Raw genomic sequence first — 22,297 nt, 5'->3', positions numbered from 1 at the left:
ATACGCTAATTAGCTGGCTAAATTTAAGCGTATGATAAGAAACTTTCTGCGTTTGTGCCAGCGGTTGGCAGCAGCGATACCGGTCGGGCGGATGCGGCCAGCCGGCGACACCCGCTGGGCAGGAGTCACTGTAGCGAGAGAGCCTGGACGCCCATGAGCCCGCTTTGGAGCCAGGCGCCGCCCTCGACAGGTGGGCGCCAGTGGAGAAGGGAGGGTCCCGGCCGAGGCCGGGACGATGTGATCCTGGTGCCGGCGTCTCAGGCGTCGTGACGCTGGGCTTTGCCGGCTCGATTCAGGATCGGATTGGCGTACTGCAATAGCCACCAGCGCTGCAGCGGCTCGGGGACGGCCGCGAGCTGGTTGCGGAACTGCTCGCGATCGCCGGGCGTCACGCCGGTCAAATCCACCAGTTCCGGGGCTGCCCCGGTCTCCGCCAGGGCGAGCTGGTGGCTGGGAAAGGTCGGATAGTTCTCCAGCACCTGACGGTCGATCTCGTCGGCCACCTCGTCGGCAGTGCCAAAGTCGGCCGCTAGCGGCGTCCCGAACACCAGCTTGACCCGGCCCTTGTTGCCGGTGATGCCGGAGACGATCGAGAAGATGTCCTCGAACTCCACCTTGCGATAGGTGCCGTCGGTCTCCTTGGCCTGCAACTCGCGGGCCTTGTTGATCGCGCAGGGATCGTACTCGTAGCTGATCGACACGGGGACGATCTTGAGTTCGCGTACCGCGCTGCCGATATCGCTATCGCCTTCTTCCAGGCGGCGTGCCATGCAGAGCATCTTGACGATGGCACTATCGGTTCGATCGACGCCGTCCTTGGCCCGCCCTTCGCGCTGGGCCAGCCACACCGAGTGGTTGTCGTCGGTGATCGAGTGGCGAATGTAGCCCGAGAGCGACTGGTAGGCCGCCAGCATCGCCCGCTTGCCCTTGATCGAGCGCGGCACGATGAAACTCTTGTTGAGCCGCATCAGGTCGGTGACGAAGGGTTTCTGCAGCAGGTTGTCGCCGATGGCGATGCGCACGGTGTCGTGGCCCGCGAGGTAGAGCGCGTAGTTGACGAAGGCCGGATCGAGGGCGATGTCCCGGTGGTTGCCGATGAACAGGTAGGCCTGATCCGGATCCAGCCGCTCCAGGCCCTCGACATCGAAGCCCTGGGTCGTGCGACTGATCATGTGGGCCATGTAGTCGGCGATGCGCAACTGGAAGTCACGCACGGTGGTCACGCCACGCATCTCGCGCTGCAGCCGGAAGCTGGCGAGCATGCGCGCCAGCGGCGGGGCGAAGCGTGCCAGCCACGGCAAGCGATAGCGGGTGATCGCGTCCAGTAGCTCGCTGTCGTGGGCGAGGCGGGCCAGCACGGCCTCGACCTCTTCGTCGTGATAGGGACGAATGTCGGCGAACCGGTCGAGATCGATCGCCGCCTCGGCGCTGTGTGGATTCACGGTCATGCCACTACTGCCGGGGGCGGTGTTCTTGAGGGTATCGGGATGAAGCGTCATGGCGTCGGTGCTGCCGGATCGGCTTCGCCGCCCAGCCATTCGATCAGTTGGTCGACGAAAGTCGCCAGCGTCTGCGACATCAGCGCGAAGTCGGTTTCCAGGGAGACGATCGGGTCGTCGCCGTCGTCACTCTGGCTGGCTTCGTCCAGCAGGGCATCGTCGAACTTGAGAGACTTGAGCGCCAGGTCGTCGTGCAACATGGCACGAAGCTGACCCTCGCTGCCGAGGCTGAGCTGGCTGGCCTGTCGTCCGTTCTCCAGCAGCGACTGGATCTCCTCGCTGTCGAGGTCGACCTGGCGCGCACGCAGGACGCCTTCGTCTTCGGCCGCGCGCAGCTCCACCTGGTCGCCGAGCATCAGGCTGGCGGGGCGGCTGGCGGGATCGCTCAACCACTGGGTCATGCCGCGAGAGGGCGGCGTCTTAGTGGCCAATGGCGTCACCTTCAACGAGCCGAGCGTCTGGCGCAGCAGGTCCAGCACCTCTTCTGCGCGCTTGCGGCTGGAAGCGTTGATGCCGATCAGGCGCTTGCGGGTGTCCCACCACAATTCGACGCGCTGGGTGCGGGTGAATGCCTGAGGCAGCAGCTCCTCCATCACCTGTTCCTTGAGCAACTGTCGCTCACGACGCGATAGCGGCTGGCCTTCGGCCTGCTCGCGCGCCTCACTGCGTTCGTTGACCTCATCATTGACCACGGCCGCCGGCAGCAGGCGCTCCTGGCGCAGCATCGACAGCAGTCGATGTCCCTGAACCTCATGGGCGCGCTGATCGCTGCGACGGCCCGCCGGTGCACTCCAGCCAACCCGGCGCGCCTCGCGCGGGGAGACGGGGCGAAACGCGAATTCTGCCAGTGCGGTTTCCAGATCCTCCAGGGGGAGAACCTCGACGTCATGGCAGCGATACAGATGACAGTGCTTGAACCACATGCGCCCGCTCCGTTTGAAAGGAGGCATATTATGTCGAAACGACCCAGGTGTTACCACCGAGGTCGATCGTTGATGTTTGCGCGACTGTTTCAAACGGGCGTATGTTTTGGGCTGCGAGCGACAGACGATCGGCAACTGAACGGACGTAGGCGTCGCCTTGCCGCCGCGGCGTCTACAACCGTCATCACGGAGGTTTGCATGGATTCACGTATCACGGTAACCGAGGTTCGCGTCCGGGGCTTTCATCTCGACGGCTACGGTCACGTCAATCATGCCCGCTATCTCGAGTTTCTCGAGGAGGGGCGCTGGGCTTACGTCGATGCCCATCCCGAATTCGCCGACGGGTTGGCCCGGGGTGTGGCGCTGGTCGCGGTCAATCTCAATATCGACTACCGGCGCGCCGCCGTCATGAACGACGACCTCAAGGTCGAGACCTGCCTGACTCGCATCGGTGGGCGCAGCGGTGTCGTCGGGCATCGGATAACGCACCTCGGCAGCGGTGAGCTGGTAGCGGCTGCCACGCTGACATTCGTGCTGCTCGACCAGCAGAGTGGCCAGGTGGTCCCGATGGAGGGAGCGTGGGCAGAGCGATTGGGACCGTTGGTGGTGGATGTACCCGAAGGGAAGTAGAAAAGCCGGTCAAAGCACGTCAACGCCTGCCTTTAAAGCCCCTGAAATGGTATGATCCCGTGATTGTGCGGCCAAGTGACTTGGCCGCCTTGCCGGGGCTTTATTAACGCTGCCACGGCCGGACGCCGGTCGTGGCAGCGGTGCAAAGGATTTGACGACCCATGGGTGATATCGCCAGAGAAATTCTGCCAGTCAACATCGAGGATGAGCTCAAGCAGTCCTACCTGGACTATGCGATGAGCGTCATTATCGGGCGCGCGCTTCCCGACGTCCGCGATGGCTTGAAGCCGGTCCACCGTCGCGTGCTCTACGCGATGCACGAACTCGGCAATGACTGGAACAAGCCATACAAGAAGTCGGCGCGTGTGGTCGGCGACGTGATCGGTAAATATCACCCCCACGGCGACAGTGCGGTCTACGACACTATCGTGCGAATGGCGCAGCATTTCTCGATGCGCCACGTGCTGGTCGACGGCCAGGGCAACTTCGGCTCCATCGATGGCGACAACGCTGCGGCGATGCGTTACACCGAAGTGCGCATGTCGCGCCTCTCCCACGAGCTGCTGGCGGATCTCGAGAAGGACACCGTTGACTGGGTCGACAACTACGACGGCACCGAACGGATCCCCGAAGTGCTGCCGACCAAGGTGCCGAACCTGCTGATCAACGGTGCATCGGGTATCGCGGTCGGCATGGCGACGAACATCCCGCCGCACAACATGGTGGAAGTGATCAACGGCTGTCTGGCCCTGATCGACGACTACACCCTGACGGTCGACGACCTGATGGAGTACATCCCCGGCCCCGATTTCCCCACCGCCGGCATCATCAACGGCCGTGCCGGCATTCTCGAGGCGTATCGCACCGGCCGTGGCCGCATCTACGTGCGGGCCAAGCATACCGTCGAGTTCGACAAGAAGAGCGGTCGCGACCATATCGTCATCACCGAGCTGCCTTACCAGGTCAACAAGGCGCGCCTGATCGAGAAGATCGCCGAGCTGGTCAAGGAGAAGCGGGTCGAGGGCATCGCCGAACTGCGTGACGAGTCCGACAAGGAAGGGTTGCGCGTGGTCATCGAGATCAAGCGTGGCGAATCGGGCGATGTCGTCGTCAACAACCTGTTCGCGCACACCCAGCTCGAGAACGTTTTCGGGATCAACATCGTTGCGCTGGATGACGGTCAGCCCAAGACGCTCAACCTCAAGCAACTGCTCGAGGCTTTCGTCCGTCACCGGCGCGAGGTCGTTACCCGTCGCACGCTGTACGAACTCCGCAAGGCCCGCGAGCGTGGCCATCTGCTCGAAGGCCTGACGGTCGCGATCTCCAACATCGACGAGGTGATCGAGCTGATCAAGGCCTCGCCCAATGCCGCCGAAGCCAAAGACAAGCTGCTCGCTCGCGACTGGCAGCCGGGCCAGGTCACCGGCATGCTCGAGCGTGCCGGGGCGACCTCGTGCAAGCCCGAGGATCTCGAAGAGGGCTACGGGCTGTCCGACGACAGCGCCAGATACCGGCTGTCTCCGGCCCAGGCCCAGGCGATCCTCGAGCTGCGTCTGCATCGTCTGACCGGGCTCGAGACCGAGAAGCTGCTCGACGAATACCTGAGCATTCTCGAGAGGATCGCCGAGCTCAACCATATTCTGGCCTCGCCGGATCGCCTGCTCGAGGTCATCCGCGAAGAGCTGGAAGCGATCCGCGACCAGTACGGCAACGAGCGCAAGACGGAGATTCACACCAGTCGTCTCGACCTCTCCATGGAGGATCTGATCGCCGAGGAGGACATGGTGGTCACGCTCTCCCGTGGCGGCTACGCCAAGACCCAGCCGATCACCGACTACCAGGCGCAGAAGCGGGGCGGGCGCGGCAAGTCGGCGACCAGCATGAAGGACGAGGACGTCATCGAGCATCTGGTGGTCGCCTCGACCCACGACACCATGCTGCTGTTCTCCAACCGCGGCAAGGTCTACTGGCTCAAGACCTACGAAATGCCCAACGCCAGCCGCGGCTCGCGAGGCAAGCCGCTGGTCAACCTGCTGCCGCTGGATGCCGGCGAGTCGATCAACGCCATTCTGCCGGTGCGTGACTACAACCCCGACAGCTACATCTTCTTTGCCACCGCCAGTGGCACGGTCAAGCGAACCTCGCTGGATCAGTTCTCGCGGCCGCGCAGCGTGGGGCTGATCGCCATCGATATCGACGAGGGCGATCGCCTCGTCGGCGCCGCTATCACCTCCGGTTCGGATCACGTCATGCTGCTGTCGTCCAACGGCAAGGCGATCCGCTTCGAGGAGGGCAATGTCCGCGCCATGGGGCGTACCGCGCGCGGCGTTCGCGGCATGCGCCTGCTCGATGGCGCCGAGGTGATCAGCCTGATCATCCCGCAGAGCCAGACCATCGATGCCAACGCGGATGCCGAAGCCGACAATCAGGCCGATGCCGAGAACGACGGCAGCAATGGCAACGACGAGCAGATCTACATTCTGACCGCATCGGAGAACGGCTACGGCAAGCGCACCCGGCTCGAGGAGTTCCCGATTCGTGGGCGCGGCGGCCAGGGCGTGATCGCGATGCAGACCACGGCGCGCAACGGCTCGCTGGTGGCGGCGATGCAGGTGCGCTCGAGCGACGAGATGATGCTGATCACCGATCGCGGCACGCTGGTCCGTACCCGGGTCGCCGAAGTCTCGATCAGTTCGCGCAACACCCAGGGCGTGACGCTGATCCGCACGGGTGACGACGAGCGCCTGGTCAAGACGGTGCGTGTCGACGAGCCCCAAGAGGACGAACTGACCGAGGACGAGCTGGCTGAAGCGGGCGGCGACGAGAACGGCAACATCGATTCCGACGCCGAGTCGAATGTTGACGGCAAGGCCGATGACGCTCCCGGCGACGAAGCGGGCGACGCCAGGTCGGAAGACGAGTGAGCAAGGACCGCGCCGGCCTACCGGGCCGGCGCGGTCGACAGCAACGTTCTCCGCGGTGGTCGTTCGTCGATGATGGCCGTTCAGGGCAGTCACCGTGGTTGGCAATGATTCAGATCCAGGAACCCAGGCAATGAGACGTCTGCATAATTTCTGTGCGGGTCCGGCGGCGATGCCGACCGCCGTTTTGGAGCGCGCTCGCGAGGAGATGCTCGACTACCGAGGGCAGGGTCTCTCGGTGATGGAGATGAGCCACCGCAGCCCGACGTTCGAGGCGATCGCGGCCCAGGCCGAGCGGGATCTGCGCGATCTGCTGGCGATTCCCGACAACTACCGCGTGCTGTTCATGCAGGGTGGCGCCACCCTGCAGTTCGCCTGCGTACCGCTCAACCTGCTGGGGCCGGGCGGCACCCCGAACTACCTGGATACCGGGATCTGGTCCGCCAAGGCGATCAAGGAGGCGAATCATCTCGCCAGCGCACACATCGCGGGCTCGACGCAGGGTAATGGCTACGTCCATGTGCCGCGCCCGGACGAGATCGCGCTGTCGGCCGATGCCGCCTACCTGCATTACTGCCACAACGAGACCATCGGTGGCCTGGCCTACGACTACGTGCCTGAGGTGGGCGTGCCGCTGGTCTGCGACATGTCTTCGTCGATCCTCTCCGCGCCGCTCGACGTGAGCCGGTATGGGGTCATCTACGCCGGGGCCCAGAAGAACATCGGACCCGCCGGGATCACCGTCGTCATCGTTCGTGACGATCTGCTCGAGCGCGCCTTGCCGCAGACGCCTTCGCTGCTGGGCTGGAAGGTGTATGCCGACAACGACTCCATGATCAACACGCCACCGACCTATGCCTGGTATCTGGCTGGCCTGGTGTTTCAGTGGCTCAAGCAGGACGTTGGCGGTCTGGCCGAGATGGAGGCGATCAACCGGCGCAAGTGCGAGTCGCTCTACGCGGCGATCGACGCCAGCGATTTCTACGCCAACCCCATCGATCCGACCAACCGCTCGATCATGAACGTGCCATTCACCCTGGCCGACGAATCGCTGAATTCGGCGTTCCTCGAGGAGGCGGAGTCGGAAGGGCTGCTGAATCTCAAGGGGCATCGCAGCGTCGGCGGTATGCGGGCCAGCCTCTATAACGCCGTCAGCGAGGCCGACGTTCGGGCGCTGATCACTTTCATGCGGGATTTCGAGCGCCGCCGTGGTTGATGAGCGGAGCTTCACCCAACGACATCACCCTACAGTCATCAGGATACGGTCATGAGTGACTCTTCGAATTCGCCGCTGGACCTGGCTGCACTCCGGCAGCGCATCGACACCATCGACAGCGAATTGATGCGCCTGATCAGCGAGCGTGCCGAGTGCGCCGCCCAGGTGGCTCACGTCAAGACCGCTGACGATCCCAATGCCGTCTTCTATCGCCCGGAGCGCGAGGCGCAGGTGCTGCGCCGGGTGATGGAGGAGAATCCCGGGCCGCTTCACCGCGAGGAGATGGCCAGGCTCTTTCGCGAGATCATGTCCGCCTGTCTGGCGCTGGAAAAGCCGATCAAGGTCGCCTATCTGGGGCCGGAAGGCACCTTCACCCAGCAGGCGGCGCTCAAGCACTTCGGCCACAGCGCCATCAGCTTGCCGATGGCGGCCATCGACGAAGTGTTCCGTGAAGTCGAGGCGGGCGCGGTCAACTACGGCGTGGTGCCGGTGGAGAACTCCACCGAGGGTGTGGTCAACAACACCCTGGATTCGTTCATGGACTCCGGCCTGCACATCAGCGGGGAGGTGGTGCTGCGGATCCACCACCATCTGCTGATGTCGAGCATCACCCGGCAGGACAAGATATCCCGGATCTACTCCCATCCCCAGTCCTTTGCCCAGTGTCGCAAGTGGCTGGATGCCCACTACCCCCACGCCGAGCGCGTTGCGGTATCCTCCAACGCCGAGGCGGCGCGCCTGGTCAAGACCGAGTGGCACAGCGCGGCGATCGCCGGCGACATGGCGGCGCAGCTCTACGGGCTCGACCATGTCGCGGAGAAGATCGAGGACCGCCCCGACAACTCCACGCGATTCCTGATCATCGGCAACGAGTCGGTGCCGCCGTCGGGCACCGACAAGACCTCGGTGGTGGTCGCCATGCGCAACGAGCCCGGCGCGTTGCATGCGCTGCTCGAGCCGTTTCACCGCCACCATGTCGACATGACCCGCCTCGAGACGCGCCCGTCGCGCACTGGCGCGTGGAACTACGTGTTCTTCATCGACTTCAAGGGGCATGTCGACCAACCCGAGATCGCGAGTGTGCTCGAAGAGGTGCGCAGCGGCGCGCAGGATATGAAGGTGCTGGGTTCCTACCCGGTGGGCGTGCTTTAGGATGGGGGAGAGCGAGACAGCGTCAGCGGATCCCACGGTACTGATCGTAGGACTGGGGATGATCGGCGGCTCGCTGGCCGCGGCGCTCAAGTCCAGCGGCTATGGCGGGCGGATCCTGGCCTGCGATCCCAACGTCGAGGAGATCGCCGTCGGCCTCGAGATGGGGGTGATCGACGACGGGGGGCGCGATCTCGCCGCGCTGGTCGCCCAGAGCGGCCTCGTCGTGGTGGCAGTGCCGGTGCTGGCCATGCGCCATGTCTTCGAGCAGCTGGCGCCGGTCCTCGGCGAGCGCGTGCTGACCGATGTCGGGAGTACCAAGCGCCGCGTCTGCGAGGCGGCGCGGGAAGCTTTCGGCCGGCTGCCGGCCAATTTCGTCCCGGGCCACCCCATCGCCGGTTCCGAAAAGAGCGGCGTGGCTGCGGCCAATCCGGCGCTCTATCGTCATCACAAGGTCATCCTGACGCCGGAGGCTGACACCACGCCGACGGCCGTCGCCGTGGTGCGGGGATTGTGGCAGCGCTGTGGCGCGGAAGTGCTCGAGATGCCGGTTGACCGGCACGATCAGGTGCTGGCGCGAACCAGCCATCTGCCGCATCTGCTGGCGTTCTCGCTGGTCGACACGCTGGCCCGCCAGGACGAACGGCTGGAGATCTTCCGCTACGCCGCCGGCGGGTTTCGAGATTTCACCCGCATCGCCGGTAGCGATCCGGTGATGTGGCGCGATATCTTCACCGCCAACCGCGATGCGCTGCTGGATGCGCTGGATGATTTCGAGACCGGCCTGGGTCGATTGCGCGCGGCCGTCGAGCAGGGCGACAGCGACGCCATGCTGGGCACGTTCGATCGCGCCAGTCATGCCAGGCACTATTTTGAAACGCTGTTGAATCAGACGAGTTATCAGACCATGGAAGCACGACAGGTTCAGTATCGGGTATCGCCCGGCGGTTCGGTCAAGGGCCGGATTCGCGTTCCCGGCGACAAGTCCATCTCCCACCGCTCGATCATGCTCGGTGCCCTGGCCAACGGTGTTACCGAGGTCAAGGGCTTTCTCGAAGGCGAGGACAGCCTGGCGACGCTGCAGGCGTTTCGCGACATGGGCGTCGCCATCGAAGGGCCGCATCAGGGCCGGGTGACGATCCATGGCGTGGGCCTGCACGGGCTGAAAAAGCCGGCCGGTCCGATCTACGTGGGGAACTCCGGCACTGCCATGCGGCTGTTCGCCGGCCTGTTGGCGGGGCAGGCCTTCGATACCGAACTGACCGGCGATGCCTCGCTGACCAAGCGTCCCATGGCCCGGGTGGCCGATCCGCTGCGGCTGATGGGAGCAAGGATCGATACCGCCGAGGGGGGGCGTCCGCCGCTCAGGATCCACGGTGGCCAGCCGCTGAAGGGCATCCATTACGACATGCCGATGGCCAGCGCCCAGGTCAAGTCCTGCCTGCTGCTGGCGGGGCTCTACGCCGAGGGCGAGACCCGGGTCCGCGAGCCGGCCCCCACCCGGGACCATACCGAACGCATGCTCAACGGCTTCGGCTACAAGGTCGATCGCGATGGCGACCTGGCGACGCTGCAGGGCGGCGGCGAACTGACCAGCGCACCCATCGACGTGCCGTCCGATATCTCTTCTGCCACCTTCTTCCTGGTGGCGGCAGCGATCACGCCGGGCTCCGATCTGGTGCTCGAGCATGTCGGGGTCAATCCGACCCGGATCGGGGTGATCAACATTCTCAAGGCAATGGGTGCCGATCTGCGCCTGGAAAATCCGCGTGAGGTGGGCGGCGAGCCGGTGGCCGACCTGCATATCCGTTATGCGCCGCTCAAGGGGATCGACATTCCCGTCGACCAGGTGCCGCTGGCGATCGACGAATTTCCGGCGCTGTTCGTCGCCGCGGCCAACGCCGAGGGCACCACCCGGCTGCGCGGCGCCGAGGAGCTCAGGGTCAAGGAGTCCGACCGGATCCAGGCGATGGCCGATGGCCTCGATATCCTGGGGGTCGAGACCACCGTCTACGACGACGGCATCGACGTGGTCGGCAAGTCCGGCGATGGTCCCAGTTACCAGGGCGGACAGGTGGACAGTCTCGGCGACCACCGCATCGCCATGGCCTTCACCGTCGCCGCCTTGCGGGCCGACGGGCCGATAGCGATCGACGACTGCGCCAACGTGGCGACCTCGTTCCCCGGTTTCGTCGCGCTGGCCAACAAGGTGGGGCTTGAACTGACGGAGGTATCGGCATGACGACACTGGCGCCGGTCTTGACCATCGATGGCCCGGGCGGGGCCGGGAAGGGAACGATCAGTCGAATGATCGCCGAGCACATGGGCTGGCACCTGCTCGACTCCGGCGCCCTCTATCGCCTGACCGCACTGGCGGCGATGCGCAACGGCGTGGCCGTCGACGATGCCGAGGCGCTCTCCGTGCAGGCGCAGGCGCTCGACGTGGTGTTCGCCGTCGAGGATGGGGCGATGCAGATCCTGCTGGAAGGCGACGACGTGACCACGGCGATTCGCAGTGAAAGCGTCGGCAATGCGGCTTCCCAGGTGGCGGCGCTGCCGCCGGTCCGCGCCGCGCTGCTCCAGCGCCAGCGTGACTTCTGCAAGACGCCGGGGCTGGTCGCCGACGGACGTGATATGGGGACCGTGGTATTTCCCGACGCACCGCTCAAGATCTATCTCACCGCCTCCGCCGAAGAGCGGGCGCGGCGACGTCTGCTGCAATTGCAGCAGGCAGGTGAAGATGCTAGACTCTCGACCCTTTTGGAAGAAATCCAAGCGCGCGACGCGCGCGATATGCAGCGCTCGGTCGCCCCGCTCAAGCCCGCTGAAGATGCGGTAGAGCTGGACACCACGCAGCTGGATATACCGGAAGTCGTGGAGCGTATCGAAACGCTGCTCGCCGAACGAAAGCTGGCCTGAAGCCTACCGGTTTCAGTCCCGCTTCCCGGCAGAAGCCGACGACGCACTTCCGCTCCCGGGGCCCCTGGCAAGATGTCATGACGTGCAACGACCCGACTGAAAAGTCGCTGCAGGTCGAACCAGCGCCAACATCCCCAGGGATATGTCGATAAGGCCCGTGCTCGCTGGTGGTACGGAGGAAGACGGTTTGACCGTCATCAACGTTGATCACGTAGGAATCACATGAGCGAAAGCTTTGCTGAGTTGTTCGAACAGTCTCTCCAGGACATCAACATGGAACCCGGTGCCATCGTCATGGCGACCGTGGTTGACATCGAAGGCGACTGGATCACCGTCAACGCCGGTCTGAAGTCCGAGGGGCAGATCCCCGCGGCGCAGTTCCGCGACGACAATGGCGAAATGACCATTGCGGTCGGTGACGAAGTCAAGGTCGCGCTGGAAGCCGTCGAAGACGGGTTCGGTGAGACCCGCCTGTCACGCGAGAAGGCCAAGCGCGCCGAAGCGTGGAAGGAACTGGAAGCGGCCTTCGAGAAGGACGAGATCGTCAAGGGCGTGATCAACGGCAAGGTCAAGGGCGGCTTTACCGTCGACGTCTCCTCCATCCGCGCCTTCCTGCCGGGCTCGCTGGTCGACGTGCGTCCGGTACGCGACACTGCGCACCTGGAACACAAAGAGCTGGACTTCAAGGTCATCAAGCTCGACCCGAAACGCAACAACGTCGTCGTTTCTCGCCGTGCCGTTCTCGAAGCCGAGAACAGCGCCGAGCGTGAAGCGCTGCTGGCGACTCTGCAGGAAGGCCAGCAGATCAACGGTATCGTCAAGAACCTCACCGACTACGGCGCGTTCGTCGACCTCGGTGGCGTCGATGGCCTGCTGCACATCACCGACATGGCCTGGAAGCGAATCAAGCATCCGAGCGAAATCGTGGCTGTCGGCGACGAGATCAACGTCAAGGTTCTCAAGTTCGATCGCGAGCGCAATCGCGTATCGCTGGGCCTGAAGCAGCTGGGCGAAGATCCGTGGGTCAACATCGTCGACCGTTATCCGGAAGGCATGAAGGTCAACGCCCGCGTCACCAATCTGACCGACTACGGCTGCTTTGCCGAGCTGGAAGAGGGTGTCGAAGGTCTGGTTCACGTCTCCGAAATGGACTGGACCAACAAGAACATCCATCCGTCCAAGGTGGTTCAGGTCGGTGACGAAGTCGAAGTCATGGTTCTCGACATCGACGAAGAGCGTCGTCGTATCTCCCTGGGTATCAAGCAGTGCACCACCAACCCGTGGGAAGACTTCAGCGGCCGCTACAACAAGGGCGACCGCGTTGCCGGTACCATCAAGTCGATCACCGATTTCGGTATCTTCATCGGCCTGGAAGGCGGCATCGACGGTCTGGTTCACCTCTCCGACATCTCCTGGAGCGAGACCGGCGAAGAAGCCGTTCGCCAGTTCAAGAAGGGCGATGAAGCGGAAGCGGTCATCCTGTCGATCGACCCGGAGCGTGAGCGCATCTCGCTGGGCATCAAGCAGCTCGAGTCCGATCCGGTCTCCGAGTTCCTGGCTGTCAACGACAAGGGTGCCGTGGTCACTGGCCGCATCATCGAAGTCGATGCCAAGGAAGCCCATGTCGAGCTGGCGACTGATGTCGTGGCCGTGCTCAAGGCGTCCGAGATCAGTGCCGATCGTGTCGAAGACGCCCGCAACGTGCTGAACGAAGGCGACAGCGTCGAAGCCAAGATCGTCAACGTGGATCGCAAGAGCCGCGTCATCAACCTGTCCATCAAAGCCAAGGACCAGGTCGATACCCGTCGCAACATGGGTAAACTGCGCGATCAGGACGTCGAGCCCAACGGCCCGACCACCATTGGTGATCTGATCAAGCAGCAGATGGGCCAGGACTGATCCTTCGGATTCGGTCTTCCCATGAAAAACAGCGCCTTCGGGCGCTGTTTTTTTATGTCTGTCACTCGCTGATCGGTAGGGCGGTGATGGCGCCTCTCCGCGTGCGACGACGAACGCCTTTCAAAAAGCCGGTAGACGATAGTGGGCTTCTCCGGCGGCGGGGTGTCGCGAGGGCGCTGTGAACCCCTCCTTGGGCGCTACCTTTGCCATCCCTGGCAAAGGACCCTCGCTTTACCCTGCCCCCCGGCGCCCTTCGTCAAAGGGTTTGGAAAATCGTCACAGGATTGGGTACGAGCGCTTAGCGCTTCAGCCAGCCGCGCCAGCCTCGTCCGCTCTGTGTCGCGCCCGGGGTCGCAGCGTGGTGGCCGGAGAGCTCAGCGATGGCCTGCTTGAGCGGTTGGGTGATGGCATCCAGATGGTAGCTGCAGAGCGAGGGATCCAGTGCCGCCGGGCACTGCGCCATCAGCAGGCCGCAGTGGTAGGTAGCGACGTCCAGCGAGGCGTGCACCGGCGGGAAGGGGGAGGCCTCTTCGCGGCAGCGCTTGAGCTCGCGCAGCAGCATCTTCAGCATCTCGGCGTCTAGCCAGCACGGCGCTGCCGAGGGGGTGGCGGCGGGTAGCGATTGGCGCACGGCCTGAAAGGAGACCAGCAGAAAGACGCAGGTGTAGTGGAGTCGGGAGCGCTCTGAATGCATGGTTCACCATCACTCTGTTGATGAGAGTGATTACCATTCTCTATGGCTTGGATGTCCGTGTCAAAGTCTGTCGTCAATCGTGGCGTTCGAGCGCATTGAGCACGCCACGCAGAATCGACAGCTCCTTGCGACTCGGCTCGGCACGGGTGAACAGGGCACGCAGATGAGCCTCGGTCCGGGCGTGGGGTTGGGTCAGGAACCCGGCGCTCTCCAGGGCCCGGTGCAGGTGGGCGTAGAAGTGATCCAGCTGCTCCATCGTCGGATAAGGGCCGCTGGCCTTGGGCATCTGCCGCGCTTCCCCCTGGATGCGGGATTGTCGGAACGCCTCGTAGGCGACGATCTGCACGGCCTGGGAGAGGTTGAGCACGCCATAGTCCGGGTTGGCAGGGATGTTCAACTGATGCGTGCAGTGGCCGATCTCCTCGTTGGTCAAGCCATATCGCTCCCGCCCGAAGACGATGGCGACCGGCCCCTCCGGCAGGCGACGCCAGAGTTCGGCGGCCATCTGCTCCGGTTCGTGGTAGCAGGGCAGCGGCAGGCTGCGCAGGCGGGCGCTGGCGCCGATGACTTGTACGCAGTCGCCAATCGCCGCCGGCAGGGAGTCGACGACGCGGCAGCCCTCGACGAGGTCGGCGGCGCCGGCGGCGAGCCGCGTCGCCTCCTCATCGGGAAACTGGCGTGGAGCGACCAGCACCAGGTCGCTGAGGCCCATGGTCTTCATCGCGCGCGCGCTGGCACCGATATTGCCGGGGTGGAACGTCTGGACGAGAACGATGCGAATGCGATCCAGCATGCGCGAAAAACTCCTGGGGGCAAGAAGAATTCAGGGTGTCGGCGACTGCCTCCGGGCGGGCCGAAGGCCAGGCCGACTCGACGACAGAACCAAAAAAAGCCCCGCCAGAAGGCGGGGCTTTCCATGATACCTGAAAGGATCAGGCGATGGCGGGGCAGTGATTACATCATGCCGCCCATGCCACCCATGCCGCCCATGTCCGGAGCGCCGCCACCTGCCGGTGCCTCTTCCGGATCTTCGGCCACCATCGCTTCGGTGGTGATCATCAGGCCGGCGACGGAAGCCGCGGACTGCAGCGCGGTGCGGGTCACCTTGGCCGGATCGAGGACGCCCATTTCGAACAGGTCGCCGTACTCGCCGGTCTGTGCGTTGTAGCCGAAGTTGCCTTCGCCTTCCTTGACGCGATTGACGATGACGGAGGCTTCTTCGCCAGCGTTGGTGACGATCTGACGCAGCGGGGACTCCATGGCGCGAAGCGCGATGGCGATACCGTGAGTCTGGTCTTCGTTGTCACCGGTCAGGCCCTGGATCAGGGTCAGGACGCGGACCATGGCGGTACCGCCACCAGGCACGACACCTTCCTCGACCGCGGCGCGAGTGGAGTGCAGCGCATCTTCGACGCGCGCCTTCTTCTCTTTCATCTCGAACTCGGTCGCCGCACCGACGCGGATCACGGCAACACCGCCCGCCAGCTTGGCGACACGCTCTTGGAGCTTCTCACGATCGTAATCGGAGGAAGTCTCCTCGATCTGCGCACGGATCTGCGCGACGCGCGACTCGATGTCGGACTCGACGCCAGCACCATCGATGATGGTGGTGTTTTCCTTGGACATGGTGATGCGCTTGGCGCTGCCCAGGTGGTCGAGGTTGGCCTGCTCGAGGCTGAGGCCGACTTCTTCGGAGATCACGGTGCCGCCGGTCAGGATCGCGATGTCCTGCAGCATCGCCTTGCGACGATCGCCGAAACCGGGTGCCTTGGCCGCAGCCACCTTGACGATGCCGCGCATGTTGTTGACGACCAGAGTCGCCAGCGCTTCGCCTTCGATATCTTCCGCGATGATCGCCAGCGGCTTGCCGGCCTTGGCGACGGCTTCCAGCACCGGCAGCAGTTCGCGGATGTTCGAGACTTTCTTGTCGACCAGCAGGAGATACGGGTCTTCGAGCTCGACCGCCATCGTGTCCTGGTTGGTCACGAAGTACGGGGAGAGGTAGCCACGATCGAACTGCATCCCTTCGACCACTTCCAGCTCGTCTTCGAAGCCGCGACCTTCATCGACGGTGATGACGCCTTCCTTGCCGACTTTCTCCATCGCCTCGGCGATGATCTCACCGATGCGCGCGTCGCCGTTGGCGGAGATGGTGCCGACCTGAGCGATCGCCTTGGCGTCGGTGCAGGGCACGGAAAGCGCCTGGATGTGCTTGACGGCCTCGATGACGGCCTTGTCGATGCCGCGCTTGAGATCCATCGGATTCATGCCGGCAGCGACGCCTTTCAGACCTTCGTTGACGATGGACTGAGCCAGAACGGTGGCGGTGGTGGTGCCGTCACCCGCGGCATCGGAAGTCTTGGAGGCGACTTCCTTGACCATCTGGGCGCCCATGTTCTCGAACTTGTCCTTCAGCTCGATTTCCTTGGCCACGGAGACGCCGTCCTTGGTGACGGTGGGCGAGCCGAAGGATTTTTCCAGCACGACGTTACGGCCTTTCGGTCCGAGTGTCGCCTTGACTGCATCAGCGAGAACGTTGACGCCACGTGCCATGCGCTTGCGAGCATCATCAGAGAACTTGACTTGTTTAGCTGCCATTGTTCGATCTTCCTAATGTAATGCGTGAAATCTTGATGAATCGTCGAGCTTCGGCCGATCAGCCTTCGACGACGGCCAGAATGTCGCTTTCGCTCATGATCAGGACTTCTTCACCGTCGACCTTCTGCTTTTCGACGCCGAAGCCTTCCTTGAAAATCACGGTGTCGCCAACCTTGACGTCCAGTGCGCGAACTTCGCCGCTCTCGAGGATGCGACCGTTGCCCACTGCCAGGACTTCACCGCGCGTCGGCTTCTCCTGGGCACTGCCCGGAAGCACGATGCCGCCAGCAGTTTTCTGCTCTTCTTCTTTGCGACGTACGATGACGCGATCGTGCAAGGGACGGATTTTCATTGCTCACGTTCTCCTGATGGTTGCATGTTACAAATGCACGTTCCCACATGAGCCTGGCTCAAGGGGCGAAGGCTTTCGCCTTCCGGTTAATGGGCCTGACGGCCTAAAACTGTCGCTGCTGCCTTGATTGGGTCTGGCCAGCCGGTTTCAAGGGGGCGGCCTGAAAATTTTATCGCCCGGCGGGGCTTCAACGTTCCTTGCCGAGATACTCGCCCTCGATGGGGTCGGTATCAGCGCTGCTGGCGGTACTGTCCGAATCGCGCCGATGGGCATCCCAGTCGCCGGGGATTTCGGCACCCTTCGGGCCAGCGCCTCGGCTGCCTCGGGTGGACCAGCGACGCATCAGCTGACCGCTGCCGGGGGCCAGGCATATTAGACCCACGATATCGGAAAGAAAACCGGGTGCTATCAGCAGGATGCCAGCCAATACGAATGACGCCCCCGCCAGGATTTCGTCCGAGGGAATTTCACCGGCTGCCATGCGGGCACGGGCTCGCTGAAGCGTCAGCAGGCTCTCACGGCGAATGAGATGAATACCGAGGGCGCCACTGGCGACAATCCACACCAGGCTGGCCAGCAGGCCTATTTTTGCGCCCAGGGTAAAGAGCACGGCGAAGTCCGCGATCGCGAATAGGGCGATGAGGATGAGCAGGGGCATGATGTCTCCGTCGTTGACGCTGCCTGACTTGGCAAGATGGAGACGAATGGGGGAATTGCAACCGTTTGCCACCCCGGAGCCGACGAGCCGCCGGCCCCGGAGCAGGGCTCAAAACGTCGCACTGTCGGCGAGATTGGCCACCGTGGCGTTGCCGATTCCGTCGATGCGAGTCAGGTCTTCCAGGCTCTCGTAGTTGCCATTGGCTTCCCGGTCGTCGACGATCGCTTGTGCCTTGACTGCACCGATCCCGGGTAGCGTCGTCAACGTCTCGACCGACGCCTCGTTGATGTTGACGGGCGTATCCTGAGCTAGCGCCGGGAGGGCGGCGAAGCTGAACAGCGAGAACAGCACGGCTTGGAGCAGCGTCTTCATGAGCATCTCTCTCGGTTGCAGTGAGTGAAAGCTGGCCTCGTGACCGGCCATCACTCTCAGGTATCGACGCTGCGTCACGATTTTTTATCGGAAAAAAGCGATCATTCCTGTCAGCCAATTTCTACTCAATCTCGCTAAAGTAGCTGGCGCGGATGTGGCAGGAGGGCCCTATCCATTGCCGGGTCAGGTATACTCCCGCCCGAATTCGACTGCAGGAGACGACCCATGCCCGCCCCGGAATCGCCGCTCATCATTGCGCTCGACTACCCCGACCTGGCTGCGGCGCTGCAACTGGCCGACGCGCTCGACCCCGCCCGTTGCCGGGTCAAGGTCGGCAAGGAGTTGTTCACCCGTGCGGGACCTGGGGCCGTCGAGGCGCTCCACCAGCGGGGTTTCGAGGTCTTCCTGGACCTGAAGTTTCACGACATCCCCAATACCGCCGCCGGTGCGGTGGAGGCTGCCGCCGATCTGGGCGTGTGGATGGTCAACGTACACGCTGCCGGCGGTCGCCGGATGATGGAGGCGAGCGCCGAGCGATTGGCGAAACGCGGGCTCGGGACGCAGCTCATCGCGGTCACCGTGCTGACCAGCATGACGGATGACGAACTCCAGGAAACCGGCGTCGCCGGCAGTGCCCTGTCTCAGGTCGAGCGCCTGGCCAGGCTAGCCCAGGAAAGTGGACTGGATGGGGTGGTCTGCTCGGCGCGCGAGAGCGCCCGGCTGCGTGAGCTGTGTGGGGCGGGTTTTCTCAAGGTGACGCCGGGGATTCGCCCCGCCAGCGCGGAGCAGGGGGATCAGCGGCGGGTGATGACCCCCGATGCCGCGATGGCCGCCGGCAGCACGCACCTGGTCATCGGCCGGGCCGTGACCCAGGCGGCCGATCCGATGGCGGCGCTGGCCGATATCGAGCTCTCCCTGGCAGGCAGGTCGTGATCATTCACCTTCCAGGCCCGTTACCGGTTTGCTGGTACCCCAGCTGCGACAGCGGGGACACTGCCAGTGCAGCTGTTCGGCTCCGAAGCCGCAGCGCTGGCAGCGATGCCTCGGGCGGGTGCTCAGCAATTGCCGGGTGTGCTGCTTGAGCAGCTCCAGCCGATCCCGCTCGGCGGGATCGCTATCGTCCAGATAGAGGTCCATCAGGTAGTCGACGCCACGCAGGCTGGGGTGGTCGCGCAACTGATCGCTGACGAACGCGCAGGCGATCTCCGTGCCCTGGCGGTGTCTTAGCGTGTCCGCAGCCATCATCACCACCGAGGTCTGGGGGTCGTGTTGCAACTGCTTCTCCAGAAATTGCCACCAGCCGTCCTCGTCATCGAGTAGACGGTAGGCATTGCGCAGCGGTTCCAGCACGATAGTGGTAAAACTCGGATCCTGCTCGGGAATTCGCTGCCAGCATCGGGCCGCGTCGCGATAGTGGCCGATATCCCACTCGAGCTGGCCCAGCATCCAGTTGGCGCGAACGCAGCGTTCATCGGTATGCAGTGCCTGTTTCAAGGCCTTTCTGGCCAGTGACGGACTGCTCTCGATGCGGTGCCTACTGGCCAGCTCGCAGTGCCAGTGCGCCGCCGCCCGCCGGATGTCGGGGTCCTGACGCACCAGTTGTGGCTGGGCGGTGTCGAGAGCCTGGGCCCACTCCTTTTCCCGCTCGAACAGGTCGACGAGCAGGCGTTTGGCGGCGAGCTTCTGCGCGTCGTCGACCTGGCTCTTCTGCAGTGACAGGAGTAGCCGCTCGGCTCGGTCGAGCAGCCCGAGGGTGAGGAAGTCGCGCGAGAGCTCCAGCTGGACCTGGCCGCTCTGGGCGTTGGACAGTGCCGGGCGGGCGAGCAGATTCTGGTGGATGCGGACGGCGCGATCGGCTTCGCCGCGCGACCGGTAGAGATTGCCCAGGGCGATATGCGTCTCGACCGTGTCGCTGTTGACTTCCAGCGCCTGGGTGAAGGTCTCGATGGCGCGGTCCGGCTGCTCGTTGAGCAGATAGTTGAGGCCAACGAAATAGTCCTTCGGCAGGGTGCCGCTCGGCATTTCGGGGCGTGGCCGACGCCGGCCGCGCCCCGCTGATTCCCAGCGCCCCAGCAACCAGCCGATGGCGATGGCTGCCACCAGCAACGCCAGCAGCAGAGGATCGCTCATTCAGGTGCTTTCCTTGAACTCCTGCGTCCGTAGACGATCGAGTTCTTTGCGCTGTTGCTGATTGTGACGCTGGGCCCGGGTCAACAGGGTTCTCAGACGAAGATACATCCCTGTCATTGCCAGCATGCCGAGAATCACGCCACAAGCCAGGGCAACCAGAAGCCATAGCGACAACGAAGCGGGGGGAAGCTGGACCCAGATCAAGTCCAGTGGCAGCGGCTGTTGGTTGTTGACGGCAAACAGGATGCCGAGCAGCAGCACGACGATCAGGATGATGGCGAGAATGACGCCTTTGAGCCAGCGCATAGTAATTCCTGGTGACGCACCGCGACGGTCCGGTCGTGATCGGTCGTCGCGATGGCAGCCGTCGAATCGGGCGACGGATGCAATGACTGGGGAGATCAATAGCCCAGCGCGCGGCTGGCATTGACCTGTTCGCGTAGTTCCTTGCCCGGCTTGAAGTGCGGGACGTATTTTCCGTCGAGGTCGACGGGGTCGCCGGTCTTGGGGTTGCGTCCGGTCCTGGGCTCGCGAAAGTGCAGCGAGAAGCTGCCGAATCCGCGAATTTCCACGCGCCCGCCGTCCGCCAGGGCGTTGGTGATATCATCGAGAATGACGCGCACCGCCGCTTCGACTTCCTTCGCCGATAACTCGGGGCGACGGGTGGCGATCTGTTCGATCAATTCAGACTTTGTCATCGACATTCTCCGTGAGGCCTCTGCCTGGCGGCCAAGAACCGCGTAATGGGCGTCCGACGTCTGTTATTGTCGTTTCAGCATACTTCGCAACTTTCGAGAAAACAACGCATTAGCCGGGTGAGCCGGATGACTGAATAGTGACCGGCAGTTCACTCGGGTATAGTGCTGTGCATTGCAGTCATTCAGCACATCGGATCGAGGGTAGTCCATGTCAGACAACGAAGATGTCACGCGACGACGGCTTTACTGGCATTCACGACGTGGCATGTGGGAGCTGGATCTGCTGCTGATGCCGTTTCTCGAGGAGCGCTACGACCAACTGACGCCTTCGGACCAGGTGCTGTACCGGGAGTTGCTGGCCAACGAGGACCAGGATCTCTTCACCTGGCTGATGCGGCGCGAGTGGCCAGAGAACGCCGAGCTGCGGCGTCTCGTCAAGATGATCGTCGAACATGCCGAGACCACTGACAACAGTCGTCGTCAGGCGCTCTAGGCTGTCGCTGACTTGCCAGGGGCTGTCGGCACTGGCCTTGTCCGGCTACGCCGGGTGGTGGGTCGACTGGCGGCTGGCCGTATCGATATCGCTGATCGGGCTGGCATTCGCCGGCCGACAGTTTCTCTCGACGCCGAGACGGCGCTATCTGCGATGCATGATGGCCGGGGAGAGGCCGGTCTGGGAGTATTCGGCCGATGCCCGGGTGTGGCAGCCGTCCCCGTGCCGGCTGGTGCGCCTTGGACCGCTGCTGTCGGCGGTCGATCTCTCCGGCCGACGTCTGTGGTTGTGGCCCGATAGTGGCGATGCACACTCGCTGCGTCGTCTGCGCGAGACGCTAGCCAGTCAAGCCGAGTGACCGGATCCTGCACGCCAAACGTGAAACGGCCCCACCGGCTTGACGCTGGCGGGGCCGTCGTGGTCACACTGGCGTTCAGCGGCGGCCGACGAAGAATCCGATGGCAAACCCGGCCAGCGCGGCGACGCCGATGCTGCTCCAGGCATTACGGTGAATGTAATCGTCGGTCTCGCGCCAGGCTTCTTCCGCATGCTCTGCCAACTCGTGGCTGACATCGTCCGCCCGATGCCTCGCGCGTTCCAGGCCTTGACGGCCTCGGCGCTTGGCGTCGCGGTAATAGTTCCGGCTCTCTTCCCGATAGTTGCGGCTCATGGATCATCCTTAATCGTTGGTCGATGATGGTGGTTCAGAACAGGAGATTCGTCCTGTCGGTTCGAGCTGTCAACGCCGGCTCAATATCAGCGTCAGCAAGGCGCCGCCCAGCGCGGCGATACCGACGCTCTGCCAGGGCTTGCGTTGGACGAAGTCGTCGCAGCTCTGGCAGGTGTCGTTGATCTGCTCGTCCAGGCGCTGGCGCGAACGATCCGCCCAGCTGTGCTGGGGAAAATAGGCGGCAGCGTGGGGGGACGGCTCGTCGATGCTCTCCTCGAGAGGGTCGTCCCGCGATGCCAGTGCAGGCTCCTCCCGGATTGGGTCGTCCCCCAGGCGAGGCGCACGCTCGGCGGCCGCTGCCATATCTTCATCGATACGGCTGGCCTCGCCTTCCTTGTCGTCACGATGGAACAGGCTCATGTTCATCCTCCGGTTCGGTGAAACGGCCTCCCTACGATTCCCGCGACAGCGTCATG

General features: G+C 63.7%; 22 protein-coding genes and 1 pseudogene. 10 read left to right on the top strand and 13 right to left on the bottom strand.

What is annotated here, in order from left to right; translation table 11 throughout:
• Positions 1-257 precede the first annotated feature (257 nt).
• Complete coding sequence (locus tag DOM45_RS18165) at positions 258-1,448, bottom strand: 1-acyl-sn-glycerol-3-phosphate acyltransferase (RefSeq protein WP_110602878.1); 1,191 nt, start codon at positions 1,446-1,448, stop codon at positions 258-260.
• Between the two features lie 47 nt (positions 1,449-1,495).
• Positions 1,496-2,422 (bottom strand): recombination-associated protein RdgC, encoded by a 927-nt coding sequence (locus tag DOM45_RS18160; RefSeq protein ID WP_110602862.1) that lies wholly within the window; start codon positions 2,420-2,422, stop codon positions 1,496-1,498.
• Between the two features lie 198 nt (positions 2,423-2,620).
• Here DOM45_RS18160 and DOM45_RS18155 point away from each other — a divergent pair, with 198 nt between their 5' ends.
• The 7 genes from DOM45_RS18155 (at position 2,621) to rpsA (ending at position 13,156) form a co-directional block, all read left to right on the top strand.
• Positions 2,621-3,052, top strand: coding sequence for an acyl-CoA thioesterase (locus tag DOM45_RS18155; protein ID WP_110602860.1), 432 nt, complete (start codon positions 2,621-2,623; stop codon positions 3,050-3,052).
• A 161-nt stretch (positions 3,053-3,213) separates the two neighbouring features.
• Positions 3,214-5,976 carry a DNA gyrase subunit A gene (gene gyrA, locus DOM45_RS18150; RefSeq protein WP_110602858.1) on the top strand — a complete coding sequence of 921 codons (2,763 nt, stop codon included), beginning with the start codon at positions 3,214-3,216 and terminating at the stop codon, positions 5,974-5,976.
• A gap of 130 nt (positions 5,977-6,106) precedes the next feature.
• The gene (gene serC / locus DOM45_RS18145; protein WP_110602856.1) at positions 6,107-7,189 is read left to right on the top strand and encodes a 3-phosphoserine/phosphohydroxythreonine transaminase; all 1,083 of its coding nucleotides are present in this window, start codon (positions 6,107-6,109) and stop codon (positions 7,187-7,189) included.
• Positions 7,190-7,240: 51 nt separating this feature from the next.
• Positions 7,241-8,341, top strand: a complete 1,101-nt coding sequence (gene pheA / locus DOM45_RS18140; protein WP_110602854.1) for a prephenate dehydratase — start codon at positions 7,241-7,243, stop codon at positions 8,339-8,341.
• A 1-nt stretch (position 8,342) separates the two neighbouring features.
• The gene (locus DOM45_RS18135) at positions 8,343-10,580 is read left to right on the top strand and encodes a bifunctional prephenate dehydrogenase/3-phosphoshikimate 1-carboxyvinyltransferase (RefSeq protein ID WP_110602852.1); all 2,238 of its coding nucleotides are present in this window, start codon (positions 8,343-8,345) and stop codon (positions 10,578-10,580) included.
• Positions 10,577-11,257 (top strand): (d)CMP kinase, encoded by a 681-nt coding sequence (gene cmk / locus DOM45_RS18130; protein ID WP_110602850.1) that lies wholly within the window; start codon positions 10,577-10,579, stop codon positions 11,255-11,257. Before DOM45_RS18135 ends, cmk begins: the two co-directional genes overlap by 4 nt.
• 222 nt (positions 11,258-11,479) lie before the next feature.
• Positions 11,480-13,156, top strand: a complete 1,677-nt coding sequence (gene rpsA / locus DOM45_RS18125; RefSeq protein WP_110602848.1) for a 30S ribosomal protein S1 — start codon at positions 11,480-11,482, stop codon at positions 13,154-13,156.
• A gap of 298 nt (positions 13,157-13,454) precedes the next feature.
• Here the strand turns inward: rpsA and DOM45_RS18120 are convergent, their stop codons facing one another.
• The 6 genes from DOM45_RS18120 to DOM45_RS18095 form a co-directional block, all read right to left on the bottom strand.
• Entirely contained in the window at positions 13,455-13,850 is a 396-nt protein-coding gene (locus DOM45_RS18120) for a hypothetical protein (protein WP_110602846.1), read from the bottom strand.
• Positions 13,851-13,923: 73 nt separating this feature from the next.
• Positions 13,924-14,643 (bottom strand): RNA methyltransferase, encoded by a 720-nt coding sequence (locus tag DOM45_RS18115; RefSeq protein ID WP_110602844.1) that lies wholly within the window; start codon positions 14,641-14,643, stop codon positions 13,924-13,926.
• A 161-nt stretch (positions 14,644-14,804) separates the two neighbouring features.
• Entirely contained in the window at positions 14,805-16,448 is a 1,644-nt protein-coding gene (gene groL / locus DOM45_RS18110) for a chaperonin GroEL (protein ID WP_110602842.1), read from the bottom strand.
• Between the two features lie 58 nt (positions 16,449-16,506).
• On the bottom strand, positions 16,507-16,800 hold the full coding sequence (locus DOM45_RS18105) for a co-chaperone GroES (protein ID WP_071232843.1): 294 nt from the start codon (positions 16,798-16,800) through the stop codon (positions 16,507-16,509).
• 187 nt (positions 16,801-16,987) lie between these two features.
• Entirely contained in the window at positions 16,988-17,458 is a 471-nt protein-coding gene (locus DOM45_RS18100; protein WP_110602841.1) for an FxsA family protein, read from the bottom strand.
• Positions 17,459-17,566: 108 nt separating this feature from the next.
• Entirely contained in the window at positions 17,567-17,830 is a 264-nt protein-coding gene (locus DOM45_RS18095; protein ID WP_110602877.1) for a ComEA family DNA-binding protein, read from the bottom strand.
• Between the two features lie 225 nt (positions 17,831-18,055).
• On the opposite strand from DOM45_RS18095, the gene pyrF reads away from it, so the two are divergent.
• Positions 18,056-18,763, top strand: a complete 708-nt coding sequence (gene pyrF, locus DOM45_RS18090) for an orotidine-5'-phosphate decarboxylase (RefSeq protein WP_110602839.1) — start codon at positions 18,056-18,058, stop codon at positions 18,761-18,763.
• Here the strand turns inward: pyrF and lapB are convergent, their stop codons facing one another.
• The 3 genes and pseudogenes from lapB to DOM45_RS18075 form a co-directional block, all read right to left on the bottom strand.
• Entirely contained in the window at positions 18,764-19,960 is a 1,197-nt protein-coding gene (gene lapB, locus DOM45_RS18085; RefSeq protein ID WP_110602837.1) for a lipopolysaccharide assembly protein LapB, read from the bottom strand.
• The gene (locus tag DOM45_RS18080; protein ID WP_110602835.1) at positions 19,961-20,266 is read right to left on the bottom strand and encodes a LapA family protein; all 306 of its coding nucleotides are present in this window, start codon (positions 20,264-20,266) and stop codon (positions 19,961-19,963) included.
• Positions 20,267-20,361: 95 nt separating this feature from the next.
• A pseudogene (locus DOM45_RS18075) lies at positions 20,362-20,670 on the bottom strand (integration host factor subunit beta); the annotation flags it as partial.
• 196 nt (positions 20,671-20,866) lie between these two features.
• On the opposite strand from DOM45_RS18075, the gene DOM45_RS18070 reads away from it, so the two are divergent.
• Positions 20,867-21,151 (top strand): FAD assembly factor SdhE, encoded by a 285-nt coding sequence (locus DOM45_RS18070; RefSeq protein WP_110602831.1) that lies wholly within the window; start codon positions 20,867-20,869, stop codon positions 21,149-21,151.
• Positions 21,111-21,509: a hypothetical protein gene (locus DOM45_RS18065; protein ID WP_157958470.1), complete on the top strand. Its 399-nt coding sequence runs from the start codon at positions 21,111-21,113 to the stop codon at positions 21,507-21,509. The genes DOM45_RS18070 and DOM45_RS18065 overlap by 41 nt, the downstream gene beginning before the upstream one ends.
• 75 nt (positions 21,510-21,584) lie before the next feature.
• Here the strand turns inward: DOM45_RS18065 and DOM45_RS18060 are convergent, their stop codons facing one another.
• Together DOM45_RS18060 and DOM45_RS18055 are read right to left on the bottom strand one after the other, a co-directional pair.
• A complete protein-coding gene (locus DOM45_RS18060) occupies positions 21,585-21,821 on the bottom strand; it encodes an ElaB/YgaM/YqjD family protein (RefSeq protein WP_110602827.1) in 237 nt (78 codons plus the stop codon).
• A 69-nt stretch (positions 21,822-21,890) separates the two neighbouring features.
• Complete coding sequence (locus DOM45_RS18055) at positions 21,891-22,241, bottom strand: DUF883 C-terminal domain-containing protein (protein WP_157958469.1); 351 nt, start codon at positions 22,239-22,241, stop codon at positions 21,891-21,893.
• Between the last annotated feature and the right edge of the window lie 56 nt (positions 22,242-22,297).

The organism is Salinicola lusitanus (assembly GCF_003206045.1).
GTDB classification, from domain to species: Bacteria; Pseudomonadota; Gammaproteobacteria; order Pseudomonadales; family Halomonadaceae; genus Salinicola; species Salinicola lusitanus.
The sequence above is the reverse complement of the archived record's forward strand: the minus strand, read 5'-3'. Positions and strand labels throughout refer to the sequence as shown.